Origin of the sequence: Streptomyces sp. NPDC087901 (assembly GCF_044742205.1) — a bacterium.
GTDB lineage: Bacteria > Actinomycetota > Actinomycetes > Streptomycetales > Streptomycetaceae > Streptomyces.
In genome coordinates, this window is record NZ_JBIUUC010000002.1 from 861263 (window position 1) to 883786 (window position 22524).

The window sequence follows — 22524 nt, forward strand, 5'->3', positions numbered from 1 at the left end:
TGCCCCGTCAGGGCCGGTGGCGCAGCCGTAGGGGTGCGTAGACCGCCAGGGCCACGAGGAACGCCACGCCGTAGGCGAGGTCCGCCCCGTGCAGCGCGTCGGCGGCCGGACCCACGTACAGGCTGGTGCTCATGAACGGTATCGCCGCTGCGAAGCCGAGGGTGAAGGCGGTCAGTGCCGGCCACCACGGCTGGGGGCGGGAGCTCTCGGCGGCCAGGTCGACGGGGGAACCGTTGCGGGTCCTCGCCCGGACGGTCCAGTCGACGGCGACGATCGCGACGAATGCGGGGATCCAGTAGCCGACGAGAAGCAGGACGTTCTGGAAACGTGTCGTGGTGTCGGCCGCATGCATCCACAGCACGAGGGGGAAACCGAGTACGGCGGCGAGTGCCGCGGCGGCGGGGCGCGGCAGGCGGACCCCCATGGTCTGCAACGCCAGCGATCCGCTGTAGTCGTTCATGGCGTTGCTGCACAGCGCGGCGAGGGCCACGGCTAGCAGCCCGAACGCTCCGAGAGCGCCCCCGCCGAGCAGCGTGTCGATGCCGCGCGCGGTCTGATCGGTGAAGACGGACGCACCCCACAGGCCGAGGGCCTGGACCGCCACGAAGGAGACACTGATGCCGAGCAGCGTGCACCAGAACATGCGCGGCCGGGAGGCGGTGCGCGGCAGATAGCGGCTGAAGTCACTGGCGTACGGGGCCCAGGAAAGTGCGAGGCTCAGTGCGATGGTGCACGTCAGGACGAACGCGCCCGCCCGGTCGGCGCCGTGCGCCGAGCCGGTGGCGGCGGGGTGGACGCCGTGCAGGAGCTTCGTGGCGAGCACGATGAAGGCGGCGGCAAGAGCGAACGTCATCACCGTCTGGAGCCGGTGGATCACCTCGTACCCCAGGACGCCGAGTGCGCCCTGGGCGGCCATCATGACCAGCACGCCGAGCCAGAACGGCCAGCCGCACAGCTGGGCCAGCGCGTCCCCGCCGAACAGGCCGATCAGCGCGTCCCAGGCGATGGACGACAGCCACTGCAGTGCGCCGGGAAGTACGACACCGCGGCCGAACGCCAGCCGTGCGAGCGGGAGTTGACCGGCGCCGGTCTGGCTGCCCCAGGTGCCCAGATACGCGGTGGGCACGGCGCCCACGAGCGTGCCGAGCACGACGGCGACGAGCGCAGTGGTGAAGTCCAGGCCCAGCGCGATGCCGACCGTGCCGGTGAAGACCCCGGTCATGGTCAGGTTGGGAGCGAACCAGACGGTGAACAGCCGTCCGGGGCCGCCGTAACGGCGGTCCTCGGGCACGGGGGCTATGCCGTGCGCCTCGATGCGCAGGTCGCCGGAGGCGGTGGGCATGCGTCCGTCGAACGCGGGCCGTGCTTCGGCCGCCGCGCGCTGGTCCTGGGCATACGGCAATGACATGAGACATCCCTCCGCCAGTGCTAACTGGTTCAGGTTCGACGGGTGTGTTCTCAGCCCCTCGAGGGGCACCCCGTGTCCGGTGCGGCGGCCAGGATAGCCGGATGTGCGCGGATCGCGATGCGGGGGGTCAGACGGTGACCGCGCAGCGGAACCCGCCGTGGCCCGTCGTGCTGTCGGGGGTGTTGGAGGTGCGGGCGGCGATCCGGTAGCGGTTGCAGTACGAGCGGTGGCACAGGTACGAGCCACCGCGCAGCACCCGGCTCTCGCCGTGCGGCGGCCCGGCCGGGTCCGAGCGGGTCTCCGGGCGGGCCTCGGCGTGCCAGTCGGCGCTGAACCGGTCGGCGCACCACTCCCAGACATTGCCCGAGGCGTTGTAGAGCCCGAAGCCGTTGGGGGCGTACGCCTTGGCGGGAGCGGTGCCCGCGAAGCCGTCCTCGCGGGTGTTGCGTACGGGGAAGTCGCCCTGCCAGATGTTGCAGCGGTGCCGGCCGTTCGGGGTCAGCTCGTCGCCCCACGGGAAGCGGGCCCGGACGAGTTCGCCGCGGGCGGCCTTCTCCCACTCGGCCTCGGTGGGCAGCCGCTTGCCGGCCCAGCGGGCGTACGCCGTCGCGTCGTGCCACGACATGTGGACCACCGGGTGGTCACGGCGGTCGCCGATCGAGGTGCCCGGCCCCTCCGGGGCGCGCCAGTGCGCTCCGGTGACCGCACGCCACCAGGGGGCGCCGGGCACGGTGCCCGGCAGTACGGCGTGCCGGGCCTCCTGTGGGACGAATGAGCCGAACACATAGGACCAGCCGATGAGTTCGGCCTCGGTGCGGTAACCGGTGGCCTTGACGAAGACGGCGAAGCGGGCGTTGGTGACGGCGGCCGCGTCGATGCGGAACGGGGCGACGGTCACCTCCCGTACCGGCCCCTCGCCGTCCGCCGGGAACGCGTCCTCGTCCTCGCCGCCCATGAGGAACGGACCGCCGGGTACTGCCACCGTGCCGCGGAGCAGGTCGGCGGGGCGGCGCGCGGGGACGGGGAAGTTTGCCGGGGGAGTGGTCGCCGGCGCGGTGTTCTCGCGGGCGGGCCCGCAGCAGACGTTCACCGTGAGATCCCCCCGTCGAGCGGCCGGCCGCCCCCGGCATCCGTACCCGGGGCCGGGCGGTCGAGCAGTTCCGCGAGGTCCTGGCCGGTGGTACGCAGCAGCAGGGCCACCCCGCCGAGTGCGGCCGCCTCGGAGCCGAGGGTGGATCCGCGCACCTCGATGGTGCGAGGCGCGGACGGCAGGGACAGCGCGGCGAGCTGCTCGCGGATCGGTGTGAGGACGAGAGCGTCGAGGGACGCCGGCTCCCCGTAGACGACGATGCACTCGGGGTCGACCTGGGCGGCGAGGGCCGCGAGCACCCGTCCCGCGACGACGGCCGCGCTCCGGAACACCTCCGCGGTGTCCGGCTGGCCCCCGGCTGCGAGCGCGATCAGCTCCGCGGTGTCCGCGGCCGTCACTCCGCGATCGGCGCAGGCGGCGAGCAGGGCGGGGACGGAGATGAGGCCCTCCAGACAGCCCCGGCCACCGCAGTGGCAGGGCTTTCCCTCGGGGTCGCAGCTGGTGTGGCCGATCTCCCCGGCGGTGCCATGGGCGCCGTGGACCAGCGAGCCGTTGACCACGAGTCCGCCACCGACCCCTTCCGACCAGCGCAGATAGACGGCGTTCTCGATCCCGCGCGCCGCCCCCCAGGTCACCTCTGCGAGAGCCGCGAGCCGCGAGTTGTTGTCGGTGAGCACGGGGGCGTCGAAGTGCCGGCCCAGCTCCTCGGCGACATGGCCGGCGAACGGGGTCATGGTGTGCGGGTCGCCGGAGGCGGGGTTCTGTACGAAGCCGGGAAGGCCGAGGCCGATGCCCGCGACGGGGGCGAGGCTGATGTTCTCGCGCCGCACCAGGTCCTCGACGGCGCGGATCGCCTGCGCGGCGCGTTCGGCCGCGCCGCTGTCCGCCGGGACGGGCGCGCTGTGGCGGCCGACGATCTCATGGGCACAGTTGGCCACGACCACGTGGATGTGGTGGCGCTGGAGATCGATGCCGATCAGCTCGGCGCCACGGGAGTTGAGTGAGATCTCCAGGGCCGGCCTGCCGCGGCCGCGCGGCTGCTCGGGGTCGGGGGCCTGCTGCTCGACGACGGCCTTGCGTTCGAGCAGATCGGAGACGATCGCGAACAGGGTGGTGCGGGAGAGACCGACCCGTGCCTTCAGCTCGCCGCGGCTCAGCGCGCCAGACCTGCGGAGCTCGCCGAGTACGGCGGCCTCGTTGGCCCTGCGCAGGCGCTGGAGTGCATCGGTGCGTTCCGTCATGGACGCATGGTCGATCGGTCAAGGGGTTTCTGTCAACGTCCGGGACGAATTCACGAGATGTTTATTCCCGAGGGTTGACGTAAAAAACTCGGCATCCCTACAGTTCCGGTCAATTGCCTGCACCGGCACGCGTCGGGAAGTCACCTGACGGCGTGTCGGCCGGCTCCCCCGGCTCCCCGGCAGCACCGTGAGCGACCACCGAAAGGGCGGCACCGAGTGGCCCCGCGCAACGTCCTGTTCCTGATGACCGACCAGCACCGGGTCGACACCCTGGGCTGTTACGGCAACCCGCTCGTCGACACCCCGGCCCTGGACGCCCTTGCGGCCGAGGGAACCCGCTTCGACCGCTTCTACACCCCGACCGCGATCTGCACCCCGGCCCGCGCCTCGCTGGCCACCGGTCTCCACCCGTTTCGCCACGGCATGCTGAACAACCCCGAACGCAACGGAGGGAGCAAGGACGAACTCTCCGGCGAAGACCCCATGCTCTGGAGCCAGTTGATGGACCAGGGCTACTCGGTCGGCCACGTCGGAAAGTGGCACATCGGCCGTGAGCGCGGCCCGGAGTTCTACGGCCTGGACGGTGAGCACCTCCCCGGCGCGCTCAACCCCGTACACCACCCCTCGTACGAGAAGTGGCTGGAGGACAACGGCTTCCCGCCCTTCTCGGTACGCGAGGCCGTCTTCGGGACCGCCGCCAACGGCACCGGCCGCGGCCACCTCATCGCGGGCCGGCTCCAGCAGCCCGCCGAAGCCACCATCGAGGCCTTCCTCACCGACCGCACGCTCGGCCTGCTCGACCGCTACGCCGCCGGCTGGAAGGCGAACGGCACACCGTTCATGCTGTCCTGCCACTGGTACGGACCGCATCTGCCCTACCTGATCCCGGACAGCTACTACGACCTGTACGACCCCGACGACGTGCCCCTGCCGGCCTCGATGGCCGAGACCTTCGCCGGGAAGCCCGAGGTGCAGCGCCAGTACAGCGCGTACTGGTCCTCGGACGACTTCGACGCCGCCGCCTGGCGCAAGCTCATCGCCGTCTACTGGGGCTACGTCACGATGATCGACCACCAGGCCGGCCGGCTGATCGAAGCGCTCAAGGGGCACGGCCTGTGGGACGACACCGCGGTCTTCTTCACCGCCGACCACGGCGAGTTCACCGGCGCCCACCGGCTCAACGACAAGGGCCCGGCGATGTACGAGGACATCTACAACATCCCCGGCATCGCCCGAGTCCCCGGCGCCCCCGCCCAGGTCAGCGACGACTTCGCCTCCCTCATCGACCTCAACCCGACCATTCTCGAACTGGCCGGGGCACCCGTGCCCGAGCTGTGCGACGGCACCAGCCTGCTGCCCCTGCTGCACGGGGCCGGTTCCGGGGACACCCGCGACGAGATCGTCGCCGAGTTCCACGGTCACCACTTCCCGTACTCCCAGCGCATGCTCCGCGACCGGCGCCACAAGCTGGTGCACAACCCGGAGAGCGTGCACGAGCTGTACGACCTGGAGACCGACCCGCACGAACTGCACAACGTGTACGAAGCGCCCGCCTACGCGGAGGTCCGGCGCGACCTCACCGTCCGGCTCTACCGCGAGCTGCTGCGCCGCGGCGACCCGGCCTACACCTGGATGAGCTACATGGCCGACATCGGCGGCGACCGGGCCGCGGACGTCGACGGCGTCGCGGAGGAAGTGGCATGAAGACACCGACCGAAGCTGTCGAGGAACAACGGACGAGCCCTCCGGGCCCGCGGAGCACGAAGCCGTCGCCCCCGAAGGACGCGCGCGGTACCAAGAAGAAGCGGGGAACCGGCCGAGTTGCCAACACCCTGCTCGGCCTCGCCTCCGCCGTGCTGGGGCTGCTGGTCTGGGTGGTGCTCGCCAACAGCGGCATCGAGGGCTTCCCCGGCCCCGTCGCCGTGGCCCGCCGCGCAGGTGACCTCATCGCCGACGGCACGCTCTTCGAAGACGCGGGCGCCAGCCTGAAACGCGTACTCCTCGGCTATGTCCTCGGTGTCGCCCTGGCGATTCCCGTCGGCTTCCTCATGGGCTGGTACCCGGTCGTCCGCAGGCTGATCGAACCCTGGCTGCAGTTCTTCCGCATGGTGCCGCCGCTCGCGATCATCCCGCTCGCCATCGTCCTCATGGGCATCGACGAGACCCCGAAGATCTTCGTCATCTTCCTGGCCTCGTTCCTGTCCTGTGTCGTCTCCACCTTCCAAGGGGTCGTCTCCGTCGACGTCACCCTCGTCAACGCGGCCCGGGTGCTCGGCGCCCGCGACCCGCAGGTCTTCCTCGGCGTCGTCGTGCCCGCCTCCACCCCGTTCATCCTGGTCGGCATGCGGATCGGGCTCGGCGCCTCCTGGGCGACCGTCGTCGCCGCCGAACTCATCGCCGCCCAGGGCGGGCTGGGCTACCGGATGCAGCAGGCGCAGGTCTACTACGACCTGCCGACCATCTTCGTCCAGCTCATCGCGATCGGCGCGATCGGACTCGCCATGGACCGGCTGCTCCTTCTCGCCGAGCGCCGGCTCACTCACTGGCAGGAACGGCGGTAATCATGCCCACCATCCAATTCAACGATGTGACACGGGACTTCGCGGTCAAGGGCGGCGAATTCCTGGCCCTGGACCGGGTCAGCCTCGACATCGACGACGGCGAGTTCGTCACCGTCGTGGGCCCGTCCGGCTGCGGCAAGAGCACCTTGATGAACATCGCCGCCGGCCTCCTGGACGCCACCGACGGCGAAGTCACCGTCGACGGCGCACCCGTCCACGGTCCCGCCCCCGAACGGGGCGTCATCTTCCAGCAGTACGCGCTCTTCCCCTGGATGACCGTCACCGCCAACGTCGAGTACGGACTCAAGGTCGCGGGTGTCAGGAAGGCGGAGCGCCGGCGCAGGGCCCGCGAGGTCATCGAACTCGTCGGCCTCACCGACTTCGCCGACTCCCTGCCCAAGACACTCTCCGGCGGCATGAAACAGCGCTGCGCCATCGCCCGCGCCTACGCCGTGGACCCCAAGGTTCTCCTCATGGACGAACCCTTCGGCGCGCTCGACTCCCTCACCCGGGTCCGGATGCAGGAGTCGCTCCTGGACACCTGGGGCCGCGACCGGCGCACCGTCATGTTCATCACCCACGACGTCGACGAGGCGGTCTTCCTCGCCAACCGCGTCGTCGTCATGGCGGCCCGTCCGGGCCGCATCCACACGATCATCCCGGTCTCGCTGCCCTATCCGCGTACCGAGGAACAACGCCTGTCGCCCGAGTTCGCCGCACTGCGTACCCAGGTCTGGCACGCCGTCCACCACCAGCCCGCCCCGCTCGAAGGAATGCCGTCATGAAATCGATCCCCGCCGTCCGCCGCCGAACCGCCGGACTGCTCCTGGCCCTGGCGCTCGTCTCCACCGCCACCTCCTGCGGGGACGACTCCTCGGACGCCGCCGGTGGCGGACCGCAGAAGATCAAGTTCGGTTACATCGCCGACTACAGCGGCTCCGTCGCACTGGCCGTCGCCCAGAAGCAGGGGCTGTGGAAGAAGGCGGGCGTCACCCCGGAACTGAAGGTCTTCACCAACGGGCCGCTCCAGGTCACGGCCCTCGGGTCCGGCAGCCTGGACTTCGGCTACCTCGGCCCGGGCGCCCTCTGGCTGCCCGCCTCCGGCCGCGCGTCCATCGTCTCCGTCAACATGCTGGGCCTCGCCGACCGGGTCATCGCCCGGCCCGGCTCCGGCATCGAGAAGCCGGCCGACCTCAAGGGCAGGAAGGTGGCCGTAGCCGAAGGCACCTCCGGCGACATGATCCTCAACCTGGCGCTGAACGAAGCCGGTCTGAAGCCGGACGACGTCACCAGGGTCGCCATGGACGCCTCGACCGTCGTCACGGCTTTCTCCTCCGGCCAGGTCGACGCGGCCGCCACCTGGTACCCGCTGATCGACACGATGAAGAAGAACGTCCCCGGTCTCAAGGAGATCAGTGAGACGCAGGACTACTACCCCAAGCTGACCTTCCCCAACGTCTTCGTCACCCAGCCGAAGCTGGCCTCGGGCGATCCGGAACTCGTCAAGAAGGTGGCCGGCGTGCTGAAGGAGGCCGGTGACTGGATCGCGGCGCATCCGGAGGAGTCGGAGACCGTGGCCGCGGACTTCCTGAAGCTGCCGGCCGGTCAGCTCAAGGGCTCCACGAAGTACGTGAAGATCCTGCCCTCGTCCGAGCTGACGAAGCTCACCCAGGACGGCACGGTCGACGGCTGGTTCGACGAGCTGGCCGGGGTCTTCAACCGGATGGGGAAGCTGCCCGAGGCGGGCAAGGCATCGGACTACTACCTCGGCGACCTCTACGCCGCAGCCGGAAAGGCGGACCGCTCATGAACGACGCCCCGCACGAAGACCGCACCACCGCATCGAGCGCCCTGAGACGGCGCGGACTCCTCGTGGGGGCGGCCGGCCTGGCCGGCGCGGCCCTCCTTCCGGGGATCACCGCCACCGAGGCGGCGGCAGCCACCGCACAGGCGGCCGGTGCCCCGCTCCGGGTGGCCTCCGGCGGCCGGGCTCGCGCCTCGGTGCTCTGGTGGGGCGGCGGCAGCGCGCGGTTCGCCGCCACCGAACTGCGCGACTACCTCTACCGGATCACCGGCGCCCGCCTCCCGCTGCGCGCCGTCCCCGATCCCGGAACCGCCCTGCCCGAGGGCGCCACCGGCCTGGTGGCGCTGCGCGCCGGGACCGGCGGACGGGACGGCATACCCGCGGCCACGCTCGCGGACGCAGGCCGTGAACTCGCCGGCGCTCCCGAGGACTCCTTCACCCTTCTCGGCGACGACGCCTGCCTCCTGCTGACCGGCAGCGGTGACCGGGCGCCGCTGTACGCCGTCTACGCACTCCTGGAACGGACAGGCGTGCGCTTCTTCGCCCCCGCCTTTCCCGCGTACGAGGGCCACCACGAGTACGTACCGGGCAGCCGCACCCTTGCCCTCCCGCCCGTGCGCCTCACCGACCGCCCGGGCTCGCAGCTGCGACGGCAGTACGCCGAGGAGGGCTTCAGCCACACCGCGGCAAGCCTGCCGCCGCTGCTGGACTGGATGGCGAAGAACCGGCTGAACACCTTCGTCCACCCGGCGGACTACCTTGGCCTCGGCGTCACGACGTACGACGGTGTGCGCGACGTACTGGTAAGTGAGGCGGGCAAGCGCGCCCTGCGCATCGAGACCGGCGGCCACGGCTACGACAGCTTCCTGCCGAAGGCCGACTACCCGCAGTTCTACGAATCCGGCGGACCGCTCTTCGACATCTACAACCCCGAGGCCCTGGACGCGTACGTGGCCAAGGTCGTCGGCTTCCTCCGGGAGCGCCCGGAGATCACCGTCTTCGACTGCTGGCCGCCGGACGTCGGTGCCTTCCAGAAGCCGGTTCTCGACCGCTACGGCAGCCCCGCCAACGCGGAGTCGGTGGTGGTCAACGAACTCGTCCGCGTTCTGCGGGAGGAGCTGCCCGGGGTCCGGGTCGAACGGATCGCGTACGCCTCCACGGTGCGGCCGCCCGACCCGGAGTACGCGAGCGACCCCGAGGTCATCGTGGACTTCGCCCCGTACTCCCGGAACTACGACGGGCACCTCGGCGACCCCGCGATCGGCGCGAACGTGTCGTTCGCGAACGCGCTGCGCGCCTGGTGCACGACGCACCGGGGCCCGCTGGCGATGTACGAGTACTACCGGCGCTACCGCTGGCGCAGTCTGCCGGTGCACCCGCTCGCCACCATCGCGGGTGACGTCGGCTTCGAGGCGGGGCTCGGGCTCAACGGCTACGGGATGTACAGCGAGCCGGGCGACTGGATCACGTACGAACACGTCCAGAGCCTGTTCGCCGCGCTGGCCTGGGACGGCACCCTGGACGCCGGTGCCTTCCTCGACGGGTACCTCCAGGCGCGCTTCGGCACCGGAGCGGCAGCCGCGATGCGTCGCTACTACGACCTGACGCGTTCCGACCCGGACACCCACGGCCCCGCCGTACTCACCACCAGCTACACCCAGGCCCGTGCGGCACTCCAGGAGGCCACCGGGCAGGTGACGGGCGCCGCCCCCCGCACCCTGCTCGACCGGCTGACCCGCAACATCGACATCGCCCTGGCCGACATGAGGATCGGTCTGGCGCCGGCGGGCAGTGCGGAACTCGACGCCGCCCGCCGGGAGTACCGGGCGCTCGTGCACCGCAACCGGTTCAACGGAATCTGCCTGCCCAACATGCAGGCCTGGTGGCGGTGGAACGGCCCGCAGGGCCAGGCACCGTACGACGACGCGGGCATCCGCCAGGGTGTCGTCGACGCCTACGCGAGCCCGGCGGCGGGCTTCGGCAACCCGGGGTCCCTGGTGCTCGGACCGGGCGGTGACTCCGTGGCTCTCGATGTCGAGGCCCAGGACGCCGACTTCACCGGTCACACCGTCCACTGGTCCGCCACCGCGCCCGAAGGAGTCCTCCTGGAGCCGGCGAACGGCACGATCGAGGTGCGCGGAACCCAGGGCGGTGCCCAGCGGGTGGCCGTGCGCGCCACCGCGGAAGCGGCGCCCGGCACACACCGGATCACGCTGGACTTCCGGCTGGCCGACGGGACGCGGCTGGTCCCCTCGGAGGTGGCGGTCGACATCCGCTGACCTGCGCGGCGGGTCGACCGGTTCCGCGGCCCCGGGCCGGCGGATCCGGTCGGCCGGTCTGCCCACTGACCGCCCGGTATCCAACATTATTAAACGTCTAGACCAAACAGGATCGAACGAAAGTCCTTGACGGCCTCGCCTCGGTGCGGGATTCTCCTGAACACTTCGCTGGTTTAGACCACTTGGAGACTCTGTGCGACGTCGCGATGTGACCACGCTCGCCTGCCTGCTGGCCACGGCAACCGCCGTAATGTGCCTGGCATCGCCCGCCGGCGCCGCCCGACCTGCCGGTCCGGCCGGTGCCGGCGCCACCGCCCTCCCGCCGGTCTCACCCGCCCCGCAGTCCATCGGCCGCGCCGGATCCGACGCCACCGTCACCGGCCGGGTGCTCGTCGTCGCCGACGACGCGACGGACACCGCGGCGCTCGACCGTCTCGTCGCCGAACTCAAGGCGCACGGCGCCCGCCGGGTCGACATCGTGACACCCGGTCACCTACCTGCTGCGGCCGCCGGCCTGCTCACCGTGCGGCTGGGATCCGCCACCCGTCCGGACATCGCCCGCGCACTCGGCGCCACGAAGGCTCCCGATCACGCGGAGGGATACGCCCTGCGGGTCTCCGGGCACGGGCCCGGCCGGTCGGCGGCCCTCGGCGGCACGGACGCCGCCGGACAGTTCTACGCCGTGCAGACGCTGCGCCAGCTGTTCACGCGCGCCGGCAACGGCTGGAAGATCGCCGGCGCGCAGGCCGCGGACTTCCCCTCCATGCCGCTGCGCGGCACCATCGAGGGCTTTTACGGAACGCCCTGGACCCACGCCGAGCGGCTCGACCAGATGGACTTCTACGGCGACGTGAAGGCCAACACGTACATCTACGCCCCCAAGGACGACCCGTACCACCGCGGAAAGTGGCGCGAGCCCTACCCCGCCGACAAGCTCGCGGAGCTGGGTCAACTGGTGCAGCGGGCCACCGCCAACCACGTCCGGTTCACCTTCGCCGTCTCCCCGGGCGAGTCCATCTGCTACTCCGACACGGCCCACCGCAAGGACCTCGACGCCAAGCTCCAGGCCATGTACGACCTGGGCACACGGGCGTTCTCCATCCCGCTGGACGACATCAGCTACACCCGCTGGAACTGCGAGGGCGACCGGGCGAAGTTCGGCGAACCCGGCCGCGAGGCCGCCGCCAAGGCGCAGGTCGACCTCCTCAACGGCCTGCAGCACGACTTCATCGCCACCCACCCGGGCGCACAGCCGCTGCAGATGGTGCCGACCGAATACGGAGACCTGACCGACACCGCGTACAAGCAGACCCTGCGCGCCACGCTGGACCCCGCGATCGAGGTGATGTGGACCGGCACCGACGTCGTGCCGCCGAGCATCACCAACCAGCAGGCGGAAGGAGCGGCGAAGCTGTTCGGGCGCAAGGTGTTCGTGTGGGACAACTACCCCGTCAACGACTACGGGAACACCAGCGGGCGGCTGCTCCTCGCACCGTACGACAAGCGTGAGGCGGGCCTGTCCACGCACCTCACCGGCATCGTGGCGAACCCCATGAACCAGCCGTACGCCAGCAAGGTCGCCGTCTTCGGGGCGGCGGGCTTCGCCTGGAACGACACGGCCTACGACGCACGCTCCGAGTGGCGCCGCGCCATGTCCTACCTCGCGGGCGGCGACCGGGCGGCGACGGAGGCCCTGCTGGTCCTCGGCGACCTCGAACACATGGCGCCCACCTTCGGCGCCACGCCCTGGCAGCCGCAGGCCCCCGAACTCGCCCGCCGTACAGCGGCGTTCTGGACCTCCTGGGACGCCGGCGACCGGACCGGGGCGCTGGGGGAACTGCGCCCGTACGCCAACGCCGTCAGGAACGCTCCCGAGGTCATCCGCGACGGCGCCGTCCAGCCCGGATTCGTCACGGACTCCGCGCCCTGGCTCGACTCCACCGCACTGTGGGGCAGCGCCGCGGTGACGATGCTGGACGCCCTCGACGCCTGGAGCACGGGCGACAAGGACACCGCCGCACGCCTGCTCGCTGCCTCTCAGGGGCTGCAGAACCAGGCCCGCGCCGTGCGGGTCGACCCGCCGCGCAACTCGTGGGGCAGTGCCCAGCCCAAGGTCGGCGACGGCGTGCTCGACACCTTCCTCGCGCAGGCCGCGAGCCGGATGCAGTAGCCGGGACACCTCCTTCTTGCGAAGAGGGTCACGTCGTACGGGGCCGGCCGGTCCGGCCCCGTACGAAGGATGAACCGCACCATCCGCACACCAGCGAAAGGGCGTTCATGACGAACCACCCCCACCGGCCGGGCGTCTTACGACGCCGGGCCGTCGTCGGCGGCCTGGCCACCGGCCTCGCGCTGTCCCTCGCCTCACCCCTGCCGGTGTCCGCGCACACAGCGGACCGGAACACGCGAGCCCCCGCAGCCGCCGCGGCAGCCGTCAGCCAGCCCTTCCCCGGCAACGACAGCCGTCCCCACACCGTCGCCTGGGACGAGAAGTCGCTCAAGGTCGACGGCGAGCGGCTGGTCGTGTGGTCCGGAGAGTTCCACTACTGGCGGCTGCCGAGCCCCGACCAGTGGCGCGACGTCCTGCAGAAACTCAAGGCGTCGGGGTTCAACGCCGTGTCGCTGTACTTCTTCTGGGGATACCACTCCAGCGAACCCGGCTCCTACGACTTCACGGGTGTCCGCGACATCGACCGGCTCCTGACCATGGCCGAACAGGAGGGGCTCTACGTCATCGCCCGCCCCGGCCCGTACATCAACGCCGAAGTGAGCATGGGCGGCCTGCCGCCGTACATGAGCACGCACGCGGGCGAGCAGCGCACCGCCGACCCGCAGAATCTGGCGGCCGACCTGGAGTGGCTGAAGGCCGTCAACGCCGTCATCGGCAGGCACCAGATCACCGACGGCGGCGGCAGCGTCATCGCCTACCAGGTCGAGAACGAACAGATCGACAACTCGGCCAAGCACATCGACTACATCGAGAAGCTGCAGAGCGCCGTCGTCGAACAGGGCATCACCGTCCCGCTGTTCCACAACGACTACGGCGACGGCCACGGCTGGAACGTGCCGGGCGGGCCCGGTGGCTCCGGACTGGATCTCTACGCCTTCGACACGTATCCGCTGGGCTTCGACTGCGCGGGCGGCCGGGGACAGCTGAAGGACTACGAGTCCCGGGTGCGCGGCTACTCGCCCCGTACGCCCGTCTTCATCGCCGAGGGGCAGGGCGGTGCGTTCACCGCCTGGGGCCGGGACTTCCAGACGAACGAGTGCGCGAAGTTCACGGATGCCGCCTTCACCCGCCAGTTCGCCGTGAACAACCTCGCCAACGGCGCCACCCTGTTCAACTCCTACATGGAGTACGGCGGCACCAACTGGGGCTGGACCGGCGACCCCGGCTCCGGATTCACCTCCTACGACTACGGGGCGGCGATCGCAGAGAACCGCGCGATCACCCCGAAGCTCGCCGTCCAGAAGGAATTCGGCTACCTGCAGAACGCCGTGAAGCCGATCGCCTCCGCCCAGGCCGTCACCGCCCCGCCGGTCACCGTCGCGGGCGGCGGCCCCGTCAGGGCCCAGCAGCGCCTGTCCACCGAGGAGGCGGGCGACACGTCCGTCTCGGGCAACGGCATGCGGCTGATCACGCTGCGCCACCCCGATTCCAACGACACCACCACCAGCCGTGTCACGTTTCCTCTGGACCTGGCCACCCCTCCCGTTCCGCCGGAGGACCCCTCGTACGCCTGGAACGACTCGGACACCGGAGCGCTGAAATTCACCGGCTCCTGGGACCACGCGTCCGGCCAGTCGTGGACCGGCGGCGACTACAAGGACGACGAGACGTTCTCCTCGGTGGCCGGCGACAGCGTCGAAGCCACCTTCGACGGACCGGCCGTGCGCTGGATCGGGCCGGACTCCTCCAACCACGGCACCGCGGACGTGTACGTCGACGGCGTCAAGAAGGCGACGGTCGACAGCTACGCCGCGTCACCCGCCTTCCAGCGGGTGCTGTACGAGGCGAACGACCTCGGTGCGGGCTCGCACACGCTCAAGATCGTCGTCACGGGCGAGAAGGGCACGGCCGCCTCTCAGGGAACGTTCGTCTCCGTCGACGCCATCGACACGCATCCGAGCACGGAGCCCGGCACACCCCCGGGCGACGCCGCCTACCCCCGTGTCCCGCAGAAGCAGGGCACAGCGGTCACCGTGGACGGGCGTGACGCCGCCACCCTTGTGGCGGACTACGCCTTCGGACCGCACCGGCTCGTCTACTCCACCTCCCAGGTGCTCACCCAGCTGAACGCCGGAGGCGATCTGCTCGTCCTCGACGGGGCGAAGGGCACGGATGGCGAGACCGTCCTGCGCTACGAGGAGAAGCCCCTGGTCACCACCCTGGACGGGGCCCCGGTGGAGACCACCTGGGACCCGGAGCGCAAGGACCTGCGGATCAACTACGTGCACGACGGCACCCGGACGGTGCGCGTCTCGGGGGGCGGCCGCGTACTCACGGTCGTGATCTCCGACCGGGACGGCATCGCGGACACCTGGCAGCTCGACGCGGGGAGCGGCGACGTGCTCGTCCTGGGGCCGGAACTCGCACGGACGGCCCAGGTCAGCGGGGACCGGCTCGACCTGACCGGTGACACCCGAGAGGCGGGCCGGGTACGTGTCTTCGCCCCCACCGGCGTGTCCGGCCTCACCTGGAACAACCGGGTCCTGAGGACGAGCCGCGACGCGGCGGGAGCACTCGTCGCCGACCTGCCCGGCCCCGCGGACGTGTCGCTGCCGGCCCTGGGCACCTGGCGCACCGCCGAGTCCGATCCCGAACGGACGGCAGCGTTCGACGACTCGGCCTGGACGGCGGCGGACCGGACCACGGCCGCCAACCCGCGCCACGGGCCCGGGGCGGTCTCCGGTGTCGTGCTGGACACGGACGAGTACGGATTCCACGAGGGCGACACCTGGTACCGCGGCCACTACACACCGGCCACCGAAGGCAGCACGGTCAAGGTCACGGTGAAGACCGGTACCGCCGGCCATGCTCTGGTGTGGCTGAACGGCCGCTACCTCGGCGCCCAGGGTGACGGCACAGCCACCCACACGGTGCCTGCGGGACTGGCCGAGCCGGGCAAGCCCGCCGTACTGGCGGTCCTGGTGCGGAACATGGGCCAGTACGAGGACTGGAGCTCCGACGGCCGGTCCAAGGGCGGCCGGGGTCTGGCCGACGTCGACATCGCCGGAGCGGGCAAGGCCGACTGGCGGATCCAGGGCGCCCTCGGCGGTCCGAAGCCCGTGGACACCGCACGCGGGGTCTACAACAACGGAGGGCTGTACGGCGAACGCATGGGCTGGCACCTGCCGGGCGCACCGGACACGTCCTGGGCGCGCACCGGCGCGCTCAAGAGTGAGCGCCCGGGCGTGCGGTGGTACCGCACCACGGCCCGGCTGAACCTGCCCAAGGGCGCGGACACGGCGGTCGGTCTGCGGATCACCGACGACAGCGCGAAGGCGGACAAGTACCGCGTCCAGATCTTCGTCAACGGCTGGAACACCGGCCAGTACGTCAACAACGTAGGACCCCAGAAGGAGTTCGTCATCCCCGCCGGTTTCCTGAAGGCGCAGGGCGACAACACCATCGCGCTGGCGGTCACCGCCGAACAGAGCGGTGTCGGACCCGACGCGGTCGAGCTGGTGAACCAGGGCACCGTGCTGGGAGGCGTCGCGGGTAAGCAGAACGCGGCGCCGGACTACGCGGCGGTCGCCGCGCGGCGCACCGCCCGGTAGCCGGTCCGTATGCCGTGCCCGCCCCGACAACCGTCGGGGCGGGCACGGCCGTCCCGCCCCGCTCAGAAGAGCTTGGCGACGAACGCGGAGAGATTGCCCGTCATGCGGTCGATCTGCTCCTCCACAGTCAGCGACTCCTTGAAGCGGGCACCCGGGGCCACGGCCTTCTTCCCCCGGACATAGAGCGAGCAGGCCAGGTCGGTGCACATGTACAGCCCGACCGAATTCCCCTCGCGCCCCGCCGGACCCGCCTTGTGAGCGGTCATCAGCGACACCCCGCTGCCCGGGTGCGTGGTCAGGCAGAGCGAGCACATACTCCGGTGGAGGAATCCGCGCTGCTGGGAGGGGAAGCGCAGCGAGATCCCGGTCAGCCTGCCCTCGCGCTCGGTGACGATGTAGCTGCGCCCCGGGGCGGAGAGATCACGCCAGCCCAGAAAGTCGAGATCGTCCCACGGCAGCTCGTCGAGATCGCGGGGCAGCGGCAGCCGCCCGGCTTCTCCCTTGGAGCAGTTGACGAACGATGTGCGGATGTCCTGTTCGGTCACAGCCTTCATACCGACGACGCTAACTCTGCCTATGATCCCTAGGCAAATGATTAATCGATGTAGGCCTAAGCCTGTGTGCTCTCGGTCACGATGTCCAGCCTGTGGACGGGCGGGTGCGTGATGCCGAGATCGGGGCGCCAGGCCGCGAGGATCTGCGCCGAGGGGTCGAAGAGCGGCGTCGGCAGTTCCTCGGGCCGAGTCCACTGCCAGGTACTGATGAGGTGGGGTTCGGTCACCTGCGCGGTGCCTTCCCCGACGGATACCAGCGCGGCCATCGTCACCCGGTTGATCCCGTGGATCACGTCGTGCAGCATCGCGAAGACGCGCACCTCGCTCTCGGCGGCCGCCAGCCCCGTCTCCTCCCGGAGCTCACGCACCGCCGCCGCCGCGACCGACTCGTGCGTCGGGTCGACCTTGCCGCCGGGCAGCTCCCAGGTGCCGCTGTGGTGCCGGCCGAGCAGGATCCGACCCTGCCCGTCCTGTACGAGGACGCCGACGCCCAGCGCCGCCTGGGCCAGGGGCGGGCGGGAGTTGCGTGCGGGGACCGAGGACGTCTCGGCGCTGTCCATGGTGGCTCCTCATGAGGTTCGGCGACCGGTGCGAGGCGTCGAGCCTACGGGCGGTGCCGGCGCGCACGCCGACGGCAGGCACCCGGACGATCCGGTAGCCGGACTTCCCCGCTGCCCGTGACGGTCGGCCTCTCCAACGAGGCGACCACGGACGACACCGCCCGGCTGATGCTGTCGCACGGCTTCCCGCTGCTGGAACGGATGCGGGTACAGGCACTCGACTTCCGGGGCCGGGTGATCGCGGAGCCGTACGACGCGTCCTGGGTGAGTCGTCACGACGGTGCCGGCACCGGAGTCGAGTTCTACAGCTGGGACGCGAAGCCGGCCGACGGGTCACCGGCGCCCGCGGGGACATACACACTCCGTTTCGTCTTCGACAAGGCGGGCGGTGACCGGGACCACGCCGCGCCCCGGGAGGTGTGGAACGCGCCGGCGGTGACCGTCGTCCGCTGACCTCCGCTGCCGCCCGGGACACCGTCCCGGGCGGCGGTCACACGGTCAGCCGCAGCGAGGTGGCCGAGATGCCGAGCCGCACGGTCTGGCCCCACGTCAGTTCCAGCGCGTCCGCCTCCATACCGTCCCCGAAGACCACCAGCCGGTCGGACTCGACGGTCAGCCGCAGTCCCTGCCCGCGGCCCAGCTCACCCGAGACGAGAGAGGTGCCGGTCGCCGGTGACGGCCAGGCCTCCCGGACGAACCAGAGCAGCCGGGGGTCGGTCGGTCCTGGCAGGGTGAGCGGGCTGCGGCGTTCCTGCCACAGGGAGCGCAGCCACCCGGTGGCGCCGGTCCCCGTGCCGACCAGGACTCCGGACGAGGCCTGCGGCTCCGCGGGGGAGCCGGCCGGTTCGGCGCCGAGCCGGTAGCGCGCCGTCTGGTGCCCGGACGGGCCGAGGTAGATCTCGTTGAGGGCCAGGAGCCGCTGGGTGTCGTCGGCCACCGCCTCGACCATGGTGAGCTCGTCCGCCCGCCCGCCCGGCGCCACTGCGGCCCGCAGGAGAGCGGCCGCGTCGGCCGGCCGGTGGCGGACCAGGACGCCGGGATTGCGGCCGGGGTCGGTGTCGATGCCCACGACCGGCTGGCCGGAGAGGTACTTGGCGGCGTTGGCGACCAGCCCGTCCTGGCCGACCACGACCACCACGTCCTCGGGTGCGAACAGGAACCGGTCCAGATCGGCCCGCTCCACCCGGGAACGGCGCCACTGGAGCGGAACGGCCGCCGCCACGTCGGCCAGCGCCTGCCGGGTCCGCTCGTGCCGCCGGGCCACCTCGTCGATGGACCGGCCCCGGCTGGAGAGGAAGAACGCGGCCTGCCCGTGCGTGCCGTGCCGGGCCAGCAACTCCTCGTACTCGGTGGTGCGGTGGACCAGTACCGCTCGCGGGGCCAGGCTCACGCCCGGGTCTCCGGGGCGGGGCCGCCGAGTTTGGCGAGCAGGCCGGTGAGGACGTCGGGGGAGAGGGTGAGGCTGTCGATGCGCGGCAGGTTCTCGGCGAGCCGGGTCACGGCCAGCGCGTGCAGCGTCGCGGTGTCCGCCTCGGCGTGCACCCGCAGCCAGGCCGCCTGCGACTCGGCGCGGGCCGCGCCGACCTCGCGGGCCGCTTCCGCCTCGGCGCGGGCGAGGCGCACGGTGCGGGCCGCCTCCGCCTCGGCGCGCACACCGTCGGCCGCCGCGTGCTCCTCGGCCTCGCGGCGGGTGTTGGTGCCACGCTGATCGACCAGCTGCTCCTCGCGGCGGGCGAGCTCGATCTGGCTGGCCAGCTCGTTCTCGGCGATCGTCCGCTCGCGCTCGACGGCCACGGCCCGGCGTTCGTAGGTGGCCCGGTCCGCCTCCTGCTGGATCTGCTCGCGGGCGGGGGTGCGCAGGGCCCGCTCCACCTCGGCCTCGGGGCGGATCGCGACGACGCGCACGGCCACCACGTCGATGCCGGTGGCGGGCAGCCGGGGCTCGCCTGCGAGGCCGGTCGCCACGCGTTCGCGTACCGCGGCGACACCGTCCACGAGCGCACCGGCGAGCGGGGTCCGGGCCAGGACGTCCAGGGTGTGCTGCTGGGCCGTCTCGGTGAGCAGCGTCGCGATCTGCTCCAGCGGCGCACCGCGCCAGGCGCCGGTGTCGGGATCGACGGAGAAGTCGAGGCGTGCGGCCGCCTCGGCCGGATCGCTGATCCGGTACGTCACGGTCGCCTGGACGGTGACGTCCTGGAAGTCGGCGGTGCGGGCGTGGAACGCCATGGCCAGTTCGCGGTCGTTGACCGGCACTTCGGAGAGCGCGGCGCTCAGCGACCGGTACCAGAAGCTCAGCCCCGCCCCGTCGTGGGCGAGCACGCCGCGCTTGTGGTGGCGGATGTGGGCGGTGGGCGCGGAGCGCAGATGGCGCCAGCCGAAGCGCCGGGTGATGTCGGCCATGATGGGCCCCCTCGTTCTCGTCATGGGGACGATAATGGTCATGACTGCATATCGTCAAGAGGACGAAAAGGGATGGGAGTGGCGGGGTCCGGGGGCCATGGTTCCCGGGTCCCGCGGGACCCCCCTTCCCGGCGGAGAACGCGGCCGGCCGGGTTGTGCGCCGCCCCCGTCCCCACGGTGCGGCGCGGGCGGGCCGTCGTCATCCGCTGGAGCGACGGCCCACGTCTGTCAGGACCCGGACGCGTGGGCGTCCAGGCCGAGTGCGGGAAAGACGGCACCTTCCACGAAGCGGATGAGGAACGTCTCGTCCGCGTAGGTGCAATCCAGCAGCGGGCGGGCGCGCACCACGCCCAGCAGCTGCGCGGAGACGAACTCCGTGGCCGGGTTGTCCGCGGCCACCTCGCCGCGCTCGACGCCGCGCGCGACCATGGCGTCGATCGCCGCCAGTTCGGGCAGGATCAGCGACTCGCGCAGTGCGCACAGCAGCTCGGGGCTCTGCAGCGCGGCATGGCTCAGGGCCAGCATCAGGGGTGTGTCGCGCCCGGATCCCTCGCCGATGGCGCGCGCCGCTTCACGCAGGTCCCCGGCCAGTGTGCCGGTGTCGATCCGGCCGAGCAGTCCGCGCCGGGTTCCGTGCAGTGCGGCGACGACCAGTTCGGGTTTCGAACCCCACTGACGGTAGAGCGTGGACTTGCCGCAGCGGGACCGGGAGGCGACGCCTTCCATGGTGAGCGACTCGTAGCCGCTCTCCCTCAGCATGTCGAGCACGGCCGTGTAGAGCTCCTGGGCCCGCTCCGGCGTGATCTTCGAGCGGCGCGACGCGGTGGCCTGCTCCGGCTCCGTTTCCAGCGGCGACATGCGCTTTCCCTCTCTGCGACTCTGCGACGAGGTCCATCGATACACCAGTGTACCGATACGCGGGTGTACCGATACGTTCACGTATCGGTACACTGGCGTATCGATACGGCGTGGAATCCGTCCACGCCGCCGCAACACCGCTTCGTCAGCAAAGGGGCACCGGGTGATGTTCGCCGGTAGCAGGCCCGCCGATCGGGAGCCGGACACTTCTGCCCGACCGCCCCTCGTCCGCGAGCTTCTTCTCGTCGTAGGACTCTTCGTCGTCTACAAGTTCGGCCGCCAGGCGGCCAACGGTCACGTCGACGAGGCGTTCCACAACGCCGGGCGCGTATGGGATCTCGAACGCGCCGTGCACCTGCCCGGCGAGGGCGCCGTGCAGACTCTGCTGCTCCATGACGAGACGCTCATCCACCTGGCGAACACCTACTACGCGACCGTGCACTTCCCGGCCACCCTGCTCTTCCTCGCCTGGCTGTACTGGCGCCGCCCGCGCCACTACGTCTGGTCGCGCCGCATCCTCGCCGTGCTCACCGGCGCCGCGCTGGCCCTGCATCTGCTCTTCCCGCTCGCCCCGCCGCGGCTGCTCGCCGCAACCGGCCTCGTCGACACCGGCCAGGTCTACGGACCGACCGTGTACGGGGCGACGCCCGCCACCGACTCGATGGCGAACCAGTTCGCCGCCATGCCCTCACTGCACTTCGGCTGGGCGGTCATGGTCGGCGTCGGCCTCGTCGTCGCCACCCGCTCGCGGTGGCGCTGGCTGTGGCTGCTGCACCCGGCGATCACGCTGCTCGTCATAGTCGGCACCGCCAACCACTACTGGCTGGACTCGATCGTGGTCGGCGCGCTGCTCTCGGTCGCGTTCGCCGCGCTGCGGCTGCCGCGCGCGCAACCGGTCAGGGCACCCCTGCCGTGGCCTTCCGTGGCCGGCGCACCGGCCCACGCAGTCGCCACGCCTTACGGCTCCGACCGTTCCTACGCCTCCTCCGGGACCGGCCGATGAACGCCGCCCTGGTCGCCGTCGCGCTGTCACTCGTCTCCGCCGCCGCCTACGCGTCGGCCGCGGTGGCGCAGGCGCGGCTCGCGGGACGCACCGCGCCGGGCACCGGAACGCTCCGACTGCTCGGCAGCGGCGCGTGGTGGTCGGCCGTCGGGCTGAACGCCGGCGGCGCCCTGCTGCACGTCGCCGCGCTGAAGTACGGCCCGCTGACCCTCGTCCAGCCGCTCGGCGCGCTCACCCTGGTCGCCGCCGTACCGCTGGGCGCCCGGGCCGCGGGCCGAAAGGTCTCGACGACCGAGTGGCGCGGCACGTTCCTGACCCTGCTGGGCCTGGGAGCCCTGCTGATGACCGCGGGCGGCTCCGCCCCGCACGAGACGCTGAGCCTGACCGAGGCTCTGGCCGTAGGCGCGGGGACCATGGCCGTCGTCGCCGGTCTCAGCCGGCCGGGCGCCCGCCCGGGACTACGGCACGCGGCGGCCTCCGGCATCACCTCCGGTGTCGCCTCCGCGCTCACCCAGACGCTGACGGTCGCCGTCACCGACCACACCACCGGCCCGCTGTTCAGCTGGCGTCTGGTGGTCGTCGCGGTGCTCGTGTCGGCCTTCGCGATGGGCGGACTGCTGCTCTCGCAGACCGCCTACCGGGGCGGCCTCGGCGCACCGCTCGCCGTCGTCACCCTGGCCAACCCGGTCGCCGCGGCGGCCATCGGCCTGGCTCTGCTGGGGGAGCGGCTCCAGGGCGGAACGATCAGCCTGATCCCGGCCCTGCTGGGCACGGCGGCGGCCGTACGCGGAGTGATCCTGCTCAGCCGCGCCCAGGCGCAGACCGCACCTGCCGCCGGGGCGGCCGTGGCCGGACCGGCCCCGAGCACCCCGTCGAGGGTGGTCATCAGGAGCCCGCAGGCCACACTCCGCCCGGCACACGGACATCTGCGGCGGATCCGGGCCGGCCGCTCGTAACGGCCCTTCCCGGTGTCCGCCCCACCGGA

At 71.5% G+C, this 22524-nt stretch carries 18 protein-coding genes and 1 riboswitch; of the genes, 10 read left to right on the forward strand and 8 right to left on the reverse strand.

Annotated features, from left to right (window positions below):
• Window positions 1-7: 7 nt before the first annotated feature.
• The 3 genes from ACIOEW_RS09250 to ACIOEW_RS09260 all read right to left on the reverse strand — a co-directional run bounded on the left by ACIOEW_RS09250 (window position 8) and on the right by ACIOEW_RS09260 (window position 3739).
• Complete coding sequence (locus tag ACIOEW_RS09250) at window positions 8-1408, reverse strand: purine-cytosine permease family protein (protein WP_401962827.1); 1401 nt, start codon at window positions 1406-1408, stop codon at window positions 8-10.
• Window positions 1398-1491, reverse strand: a riboswitch (TPP riboswitch). It overlaps the preceding gene by 11 nt.
• A gap of 44 nt (window positions 1492-1535) precedes the next feature.
• Complete coding sequence (locus tag ACIOEW_RS09255; protein ID WP_401962829.1) at window positions 1536-2498, reverse strand: formylglycine-generating enzyme family protein; 963 nt, start codon at window positions 2496-2498, stop codon at window positions 1536-1538.
• Window positions 2495-3739: an ROK family transcriptional regulator gene (locus ACIOEW_RS09260; RefSeq protein WP_401962832.1), complete on the reverse strand. Its 1245-nt coding sequence runs from the start codon at window positions 3737-3739 to the stop codon at window positions 2495-2497. The genes ACIOEW_RS09255 and ACIOEW_RS09260 overlap by 4 nt, the downstream gene beginning before the upstream one ends.
• A gap of 216 nt (window positions 3740-3955) precedes the next feature.
• Here ACIOEW_RS09260 and ACIOEW_RS09265 point away from each other — a divergent pair, with 216 nt between their 5' ends.
• From ACIOEW_RS09265 to ACIOEW_RS09295, 7 genes are all read left to right on the forward strand, one after another.
• Window positions 3956-5443, forward strand: a complete 1488-nt coding sequence (locus ACIOEW_RS09265) for a sulfatase-like hydrolase/transferase (protein ID WP_401962835.1) — start codon at window positions 3956-3958, stop codon at window positions 5441-5443.
• Window positions 5440-6300 carry an ABC transporter permease gene (locus ACIOEW_RS09270; protein ID WP_401962837.1) on the forward strand — a complete coding sequence of 287 codons (861 nt, stop codon included), beginning with the start codon at window positions 5440-5442 and terminating at the stop codon, window positions 6298-6300. The genes ACIOEW_RS09265 and ACIOEW_RS09270 overlap by 4 nt, the downstream gene beginning before the upstream one ends.
• Window positions 6301-6302: 2 nt before the next feature.
• Window positions 6303-7085 (forward strand): ABC transporter ATP-binding protein, encoded by a 783-nt coding sequence (locus tag ACIOEW_RS09275; RefSeq protein ID WP_401962840.1) that lies wholly within the window; start codon window positions 6303-6305, stop codon window positions 7083-7085.
• Window positions 7082-8110, forward strand: a complete 1029-nt coding sequence (locus ACIOEW_RS09280; RefSeq protein ID WP_401962842.1) for an aliphatic sulfonate ABC transporter substrate-binding protein — start codon at window positions 7082-7084, stop codon at window positions 8108-8110. Before ACIOEW_RS09275 ends, ACIOEW_RS09280 begins: the two co-directional genes overlap by 4 nt.
• Window positions 8107-10383: a DUF4838 domain-containing protein gene (locus tag ACIOEW_RS09285; protein ID WP_401962845.1), complete on the forward strand. Its 2277-nt coding sequence runs from the start codon at window positions 8107-8109 to the stop codon at window positions 10381-10383. The genes ACIOEW_RS09280 and ACIOEW_RS09285 overlap by 4 nt, the downstream gene beginning before the upstream one ends.
• A gap of 250 nt (window positions 10384-10633) precedes the next feature.
• Entirely contained in the window at window positions 10634-12553 is a 1920-nt protein-coding gene (locus ACIOEW_RS09290; RefSeq protein ID WP_401962983.1) for a beta-N-acetylglucosaminidase domain-containing protein, read from the forward strand.
• Window positions 12554-12660: 107 nt separating this feature from the next.
• Window positions 12661-16164, forward strand: a complete 3504-nt coding sequence (locus tag ACIOEW_RS09295) for a beta-galactosidase (RefSeq protein WP_401962848.1) — start codon at window positions 12661-12663, stop codon at window positions 16162-16164.
• Window positions 16165-16226: 62 nt separating this feature from the next.
• Here the strand turns inward: ACIOEW_RS09295 and ACIOEW_RS09300 are convergent, their stop codons facing one another.
• Window positions 16227-16718 carry an FBP domain-containing protein gene (locus tag ACIOEW_RS09300; protein WP_362541455.1) on the reverse strand — a complete coding sequence of 164 codons (492 nt, stop codon included), beginning with the start codon at window positions 16716-16718 and terminating at the stop codon, window positions 16227-16229.
• A gap of 56 nt (window positions 16719-16774) precedes the next feature.
• The gene (locus ACIOEW_RS09305; RefSeq protein WP_362541453.1) at window positions 16775-17278 is read right to left on the reverse strand and encodes an NUDIX domain-containing protein; all 504 of its coding nucleotides are present in this window, start codon (window positions 17276-17278) and stop codon (window positions 16775-16777) included.
• Between the two features lie 117 nt (window positions 17279-17395).
• Here ACIOEW_RS09305 and ACIOEW_RS09310 point away from each other — a divergent pair, with 117 nt between their 5' ends.
• Window positions 17396-17731, forward strand: coding sequence for a hypothetical protein (locus tag ACIOEW_RS09310; RefSeq protein WP_401962852.1), 336 nt, complete (start codon window positions 17396-17398; stop codon window positions 17729-17731).
• 37 nt (window positions 17732-17768) lie between these two features.
• Here the strand turns inward: ACIOEW_RS09310 and ACIOEW_RS09315 are convergent, their stop codons facing one another.
• The 3 genes from ACIOEW_RS09315 to ACIOEW_RS09325 all read right to left on the reverse strand — a co-directional run bounded on the left by ACIOEW_RS09315 (window position 17769) and on the right by ACIOEW_RS09325 (window position 20536).
• On the reverse strand, window positions 17769-18668 hold the full coding sequence (locus ACIOEW_RS09315) for a hypothetical protein (protein WP_401962855.1): 900 nt from the start codon (window positions 18666-18668) through the stop codon (window positions 17769-17771).
• Window positions 18665-19678 (reverse strand): SPFH domain-containing protein, encoded by a 1014-nt coding sequence (locus ACIOEW_RS09320; RefSeq protein WP_362542171.1) that lies wholly within the window; start codon window positions 19676-19678, stop codon window positions 18665-18667. The genes ACIOEW_RS09315 and ACIOEW_RS09320 overlap by 4 nt, the downstream gene beginning before the upstream one ends.
• Window positions 19679-19906: 228 nt before the next feature.
• On the reverse strand, window positions 19907-20536 hold the full coding sequence (locus tag ACIOEW_RS09325; RefSeq protein WP_401962857.1) for a TetR/AcrR family transcriptional regulator: 630 nt from the start codon (window positions 20534-20536) through the stop codon (window positions 19907-19909).
• A gap of 166 nt (window positions 20537-20702) precedes the next feature.
• On the opposite strand from ACIOEW_RS09325, the gene ACIOEW_RS09330 reads away from it, so the two are divergent.
• Together ACIOEW_RS09330 and ACIOEW_RS09335 are read left to right on the forward strand one after the other, a co-directional pair.
• Complete coding sequence (locus ACIOEW_RS09330) at window positions 20703-21539, forward strand: phosphatase PAP2 family protein (RefSeq protein ID WP_401962986.1); 837 nt, start codon at window positions 20703-20705, stop codon at window positions 21537-21539.
• Entirely contained in the window at window positions 21536-22495 is a 960-nt protein-coding gene (locus ACIOEW_RS09335; RefSeq protein ID WP_401962860.1) for a hypothetical protein, read from the forward strand. Before ACIOEW_RS09330 ends, ACIOEW_RS09335 begins: the two co-directional genes overlap by 4 nt.
• Window positions 22496-22524 lie beyond the last annotated feature (29 nt).

Coding starts and splice junctions, on each gene's coding strand:
- ACIOEW_RS09320 (WP_362542171.1), bottom strand. CDS start 19,678: ATGGCCGACATCACCCGGCGCTTCGGCTGGCGCCATCTGCGCTCCGCG.
- ACIOEW_RS09260 (WP_401962832.1), bottom strand. CDS start 3,739: ATGACGGAACGCACCGATGCACTCCAGCGCCTGCGCAGGGCCAACGAG.
- ACIOEW_RS09290 (WP_401962983.1), top strand. CDS start 10,634: ATGTGCCTGGCATCGCCCGCCGGCGCCGCCCGACCTGCCGGTCCGGCC.
- ACIOEW_RS09280 (WP_401962842.1), top strand. CDS start 7,082: ATGAAATCGATCCCCGCCGTCCGCCGCCGAACCGCCGGACTGCTCCTG.
- ACIOEW_RS09300 (WP_362541455.1), bottom strand. CDS start 16,718: ATGAAGGCTGTGACCGAACAGGACATCCGCACATCGTTCGTCAACTGC.
- ACIOEW_RS09275 (WP_401962840.1), top strand. CDS start 6,303: ATGCCCACCATCCAATTCAACGATGTGACACGGGACTTCGCGGTCAAG.
- ACIOEW_RS09330 (WP_401962986.1), top strand. CDS start 20,703: ATGTTCGCCGGTAGCAGGCCCGCCGATCGGGAGCCGGACACTTCTGCC.
- ACIOEW_RS09305 (WP_362541453.1), bottom strand. CDS start 17,278: ATGGACAGCGCCGAGACGTCCTCGGTCCCCGCACGCAACTCCCGCCCG.
- ACIOEW_RS09270 (WP_401962837.1), top strand. CDS start 5,440: ATGAAGACACCGACCGAAGCTGTCGAGGAACAACGGACGAGCCCTCCG.
- ACIOEW_RS09285 (WP_401962845.1), top strand. CDS start 8,107: ATGAACGACGCCCCGCACGAAGACCGCACCACCGCATCGAGCGCCCTG.
- ACIOEW_RS09295 (WP_401962848.1), top strand. CDS start 12,661: ATGACGAACCACCCCCACCGGCCGGGCGTCTTACGACGCCGGGCCGTC.
- ACIOEW_RS09325 (WP_401962857.1), bottom strand. CDS start 20,536: ATGTCGCCGCTGGAAACGGAGCCGGAGCAGGCCACCGCGTCGCGCCGC.
- ACIOEW_RS09250 (WP_401962827.1), bottom strand. CDS start 1,408: ATGTCATTGCCGTATGCCCAGGACCAGCGCGCGGCGGCCGAAGCACGG.
- ACIOEW_RS09335 (WP_401962860.1), top strand. CDS start 21,536: ATGAACGCCGCCCTGGTCGCCGTCGCGCTGTCACTCGTCTCCGCCGCC.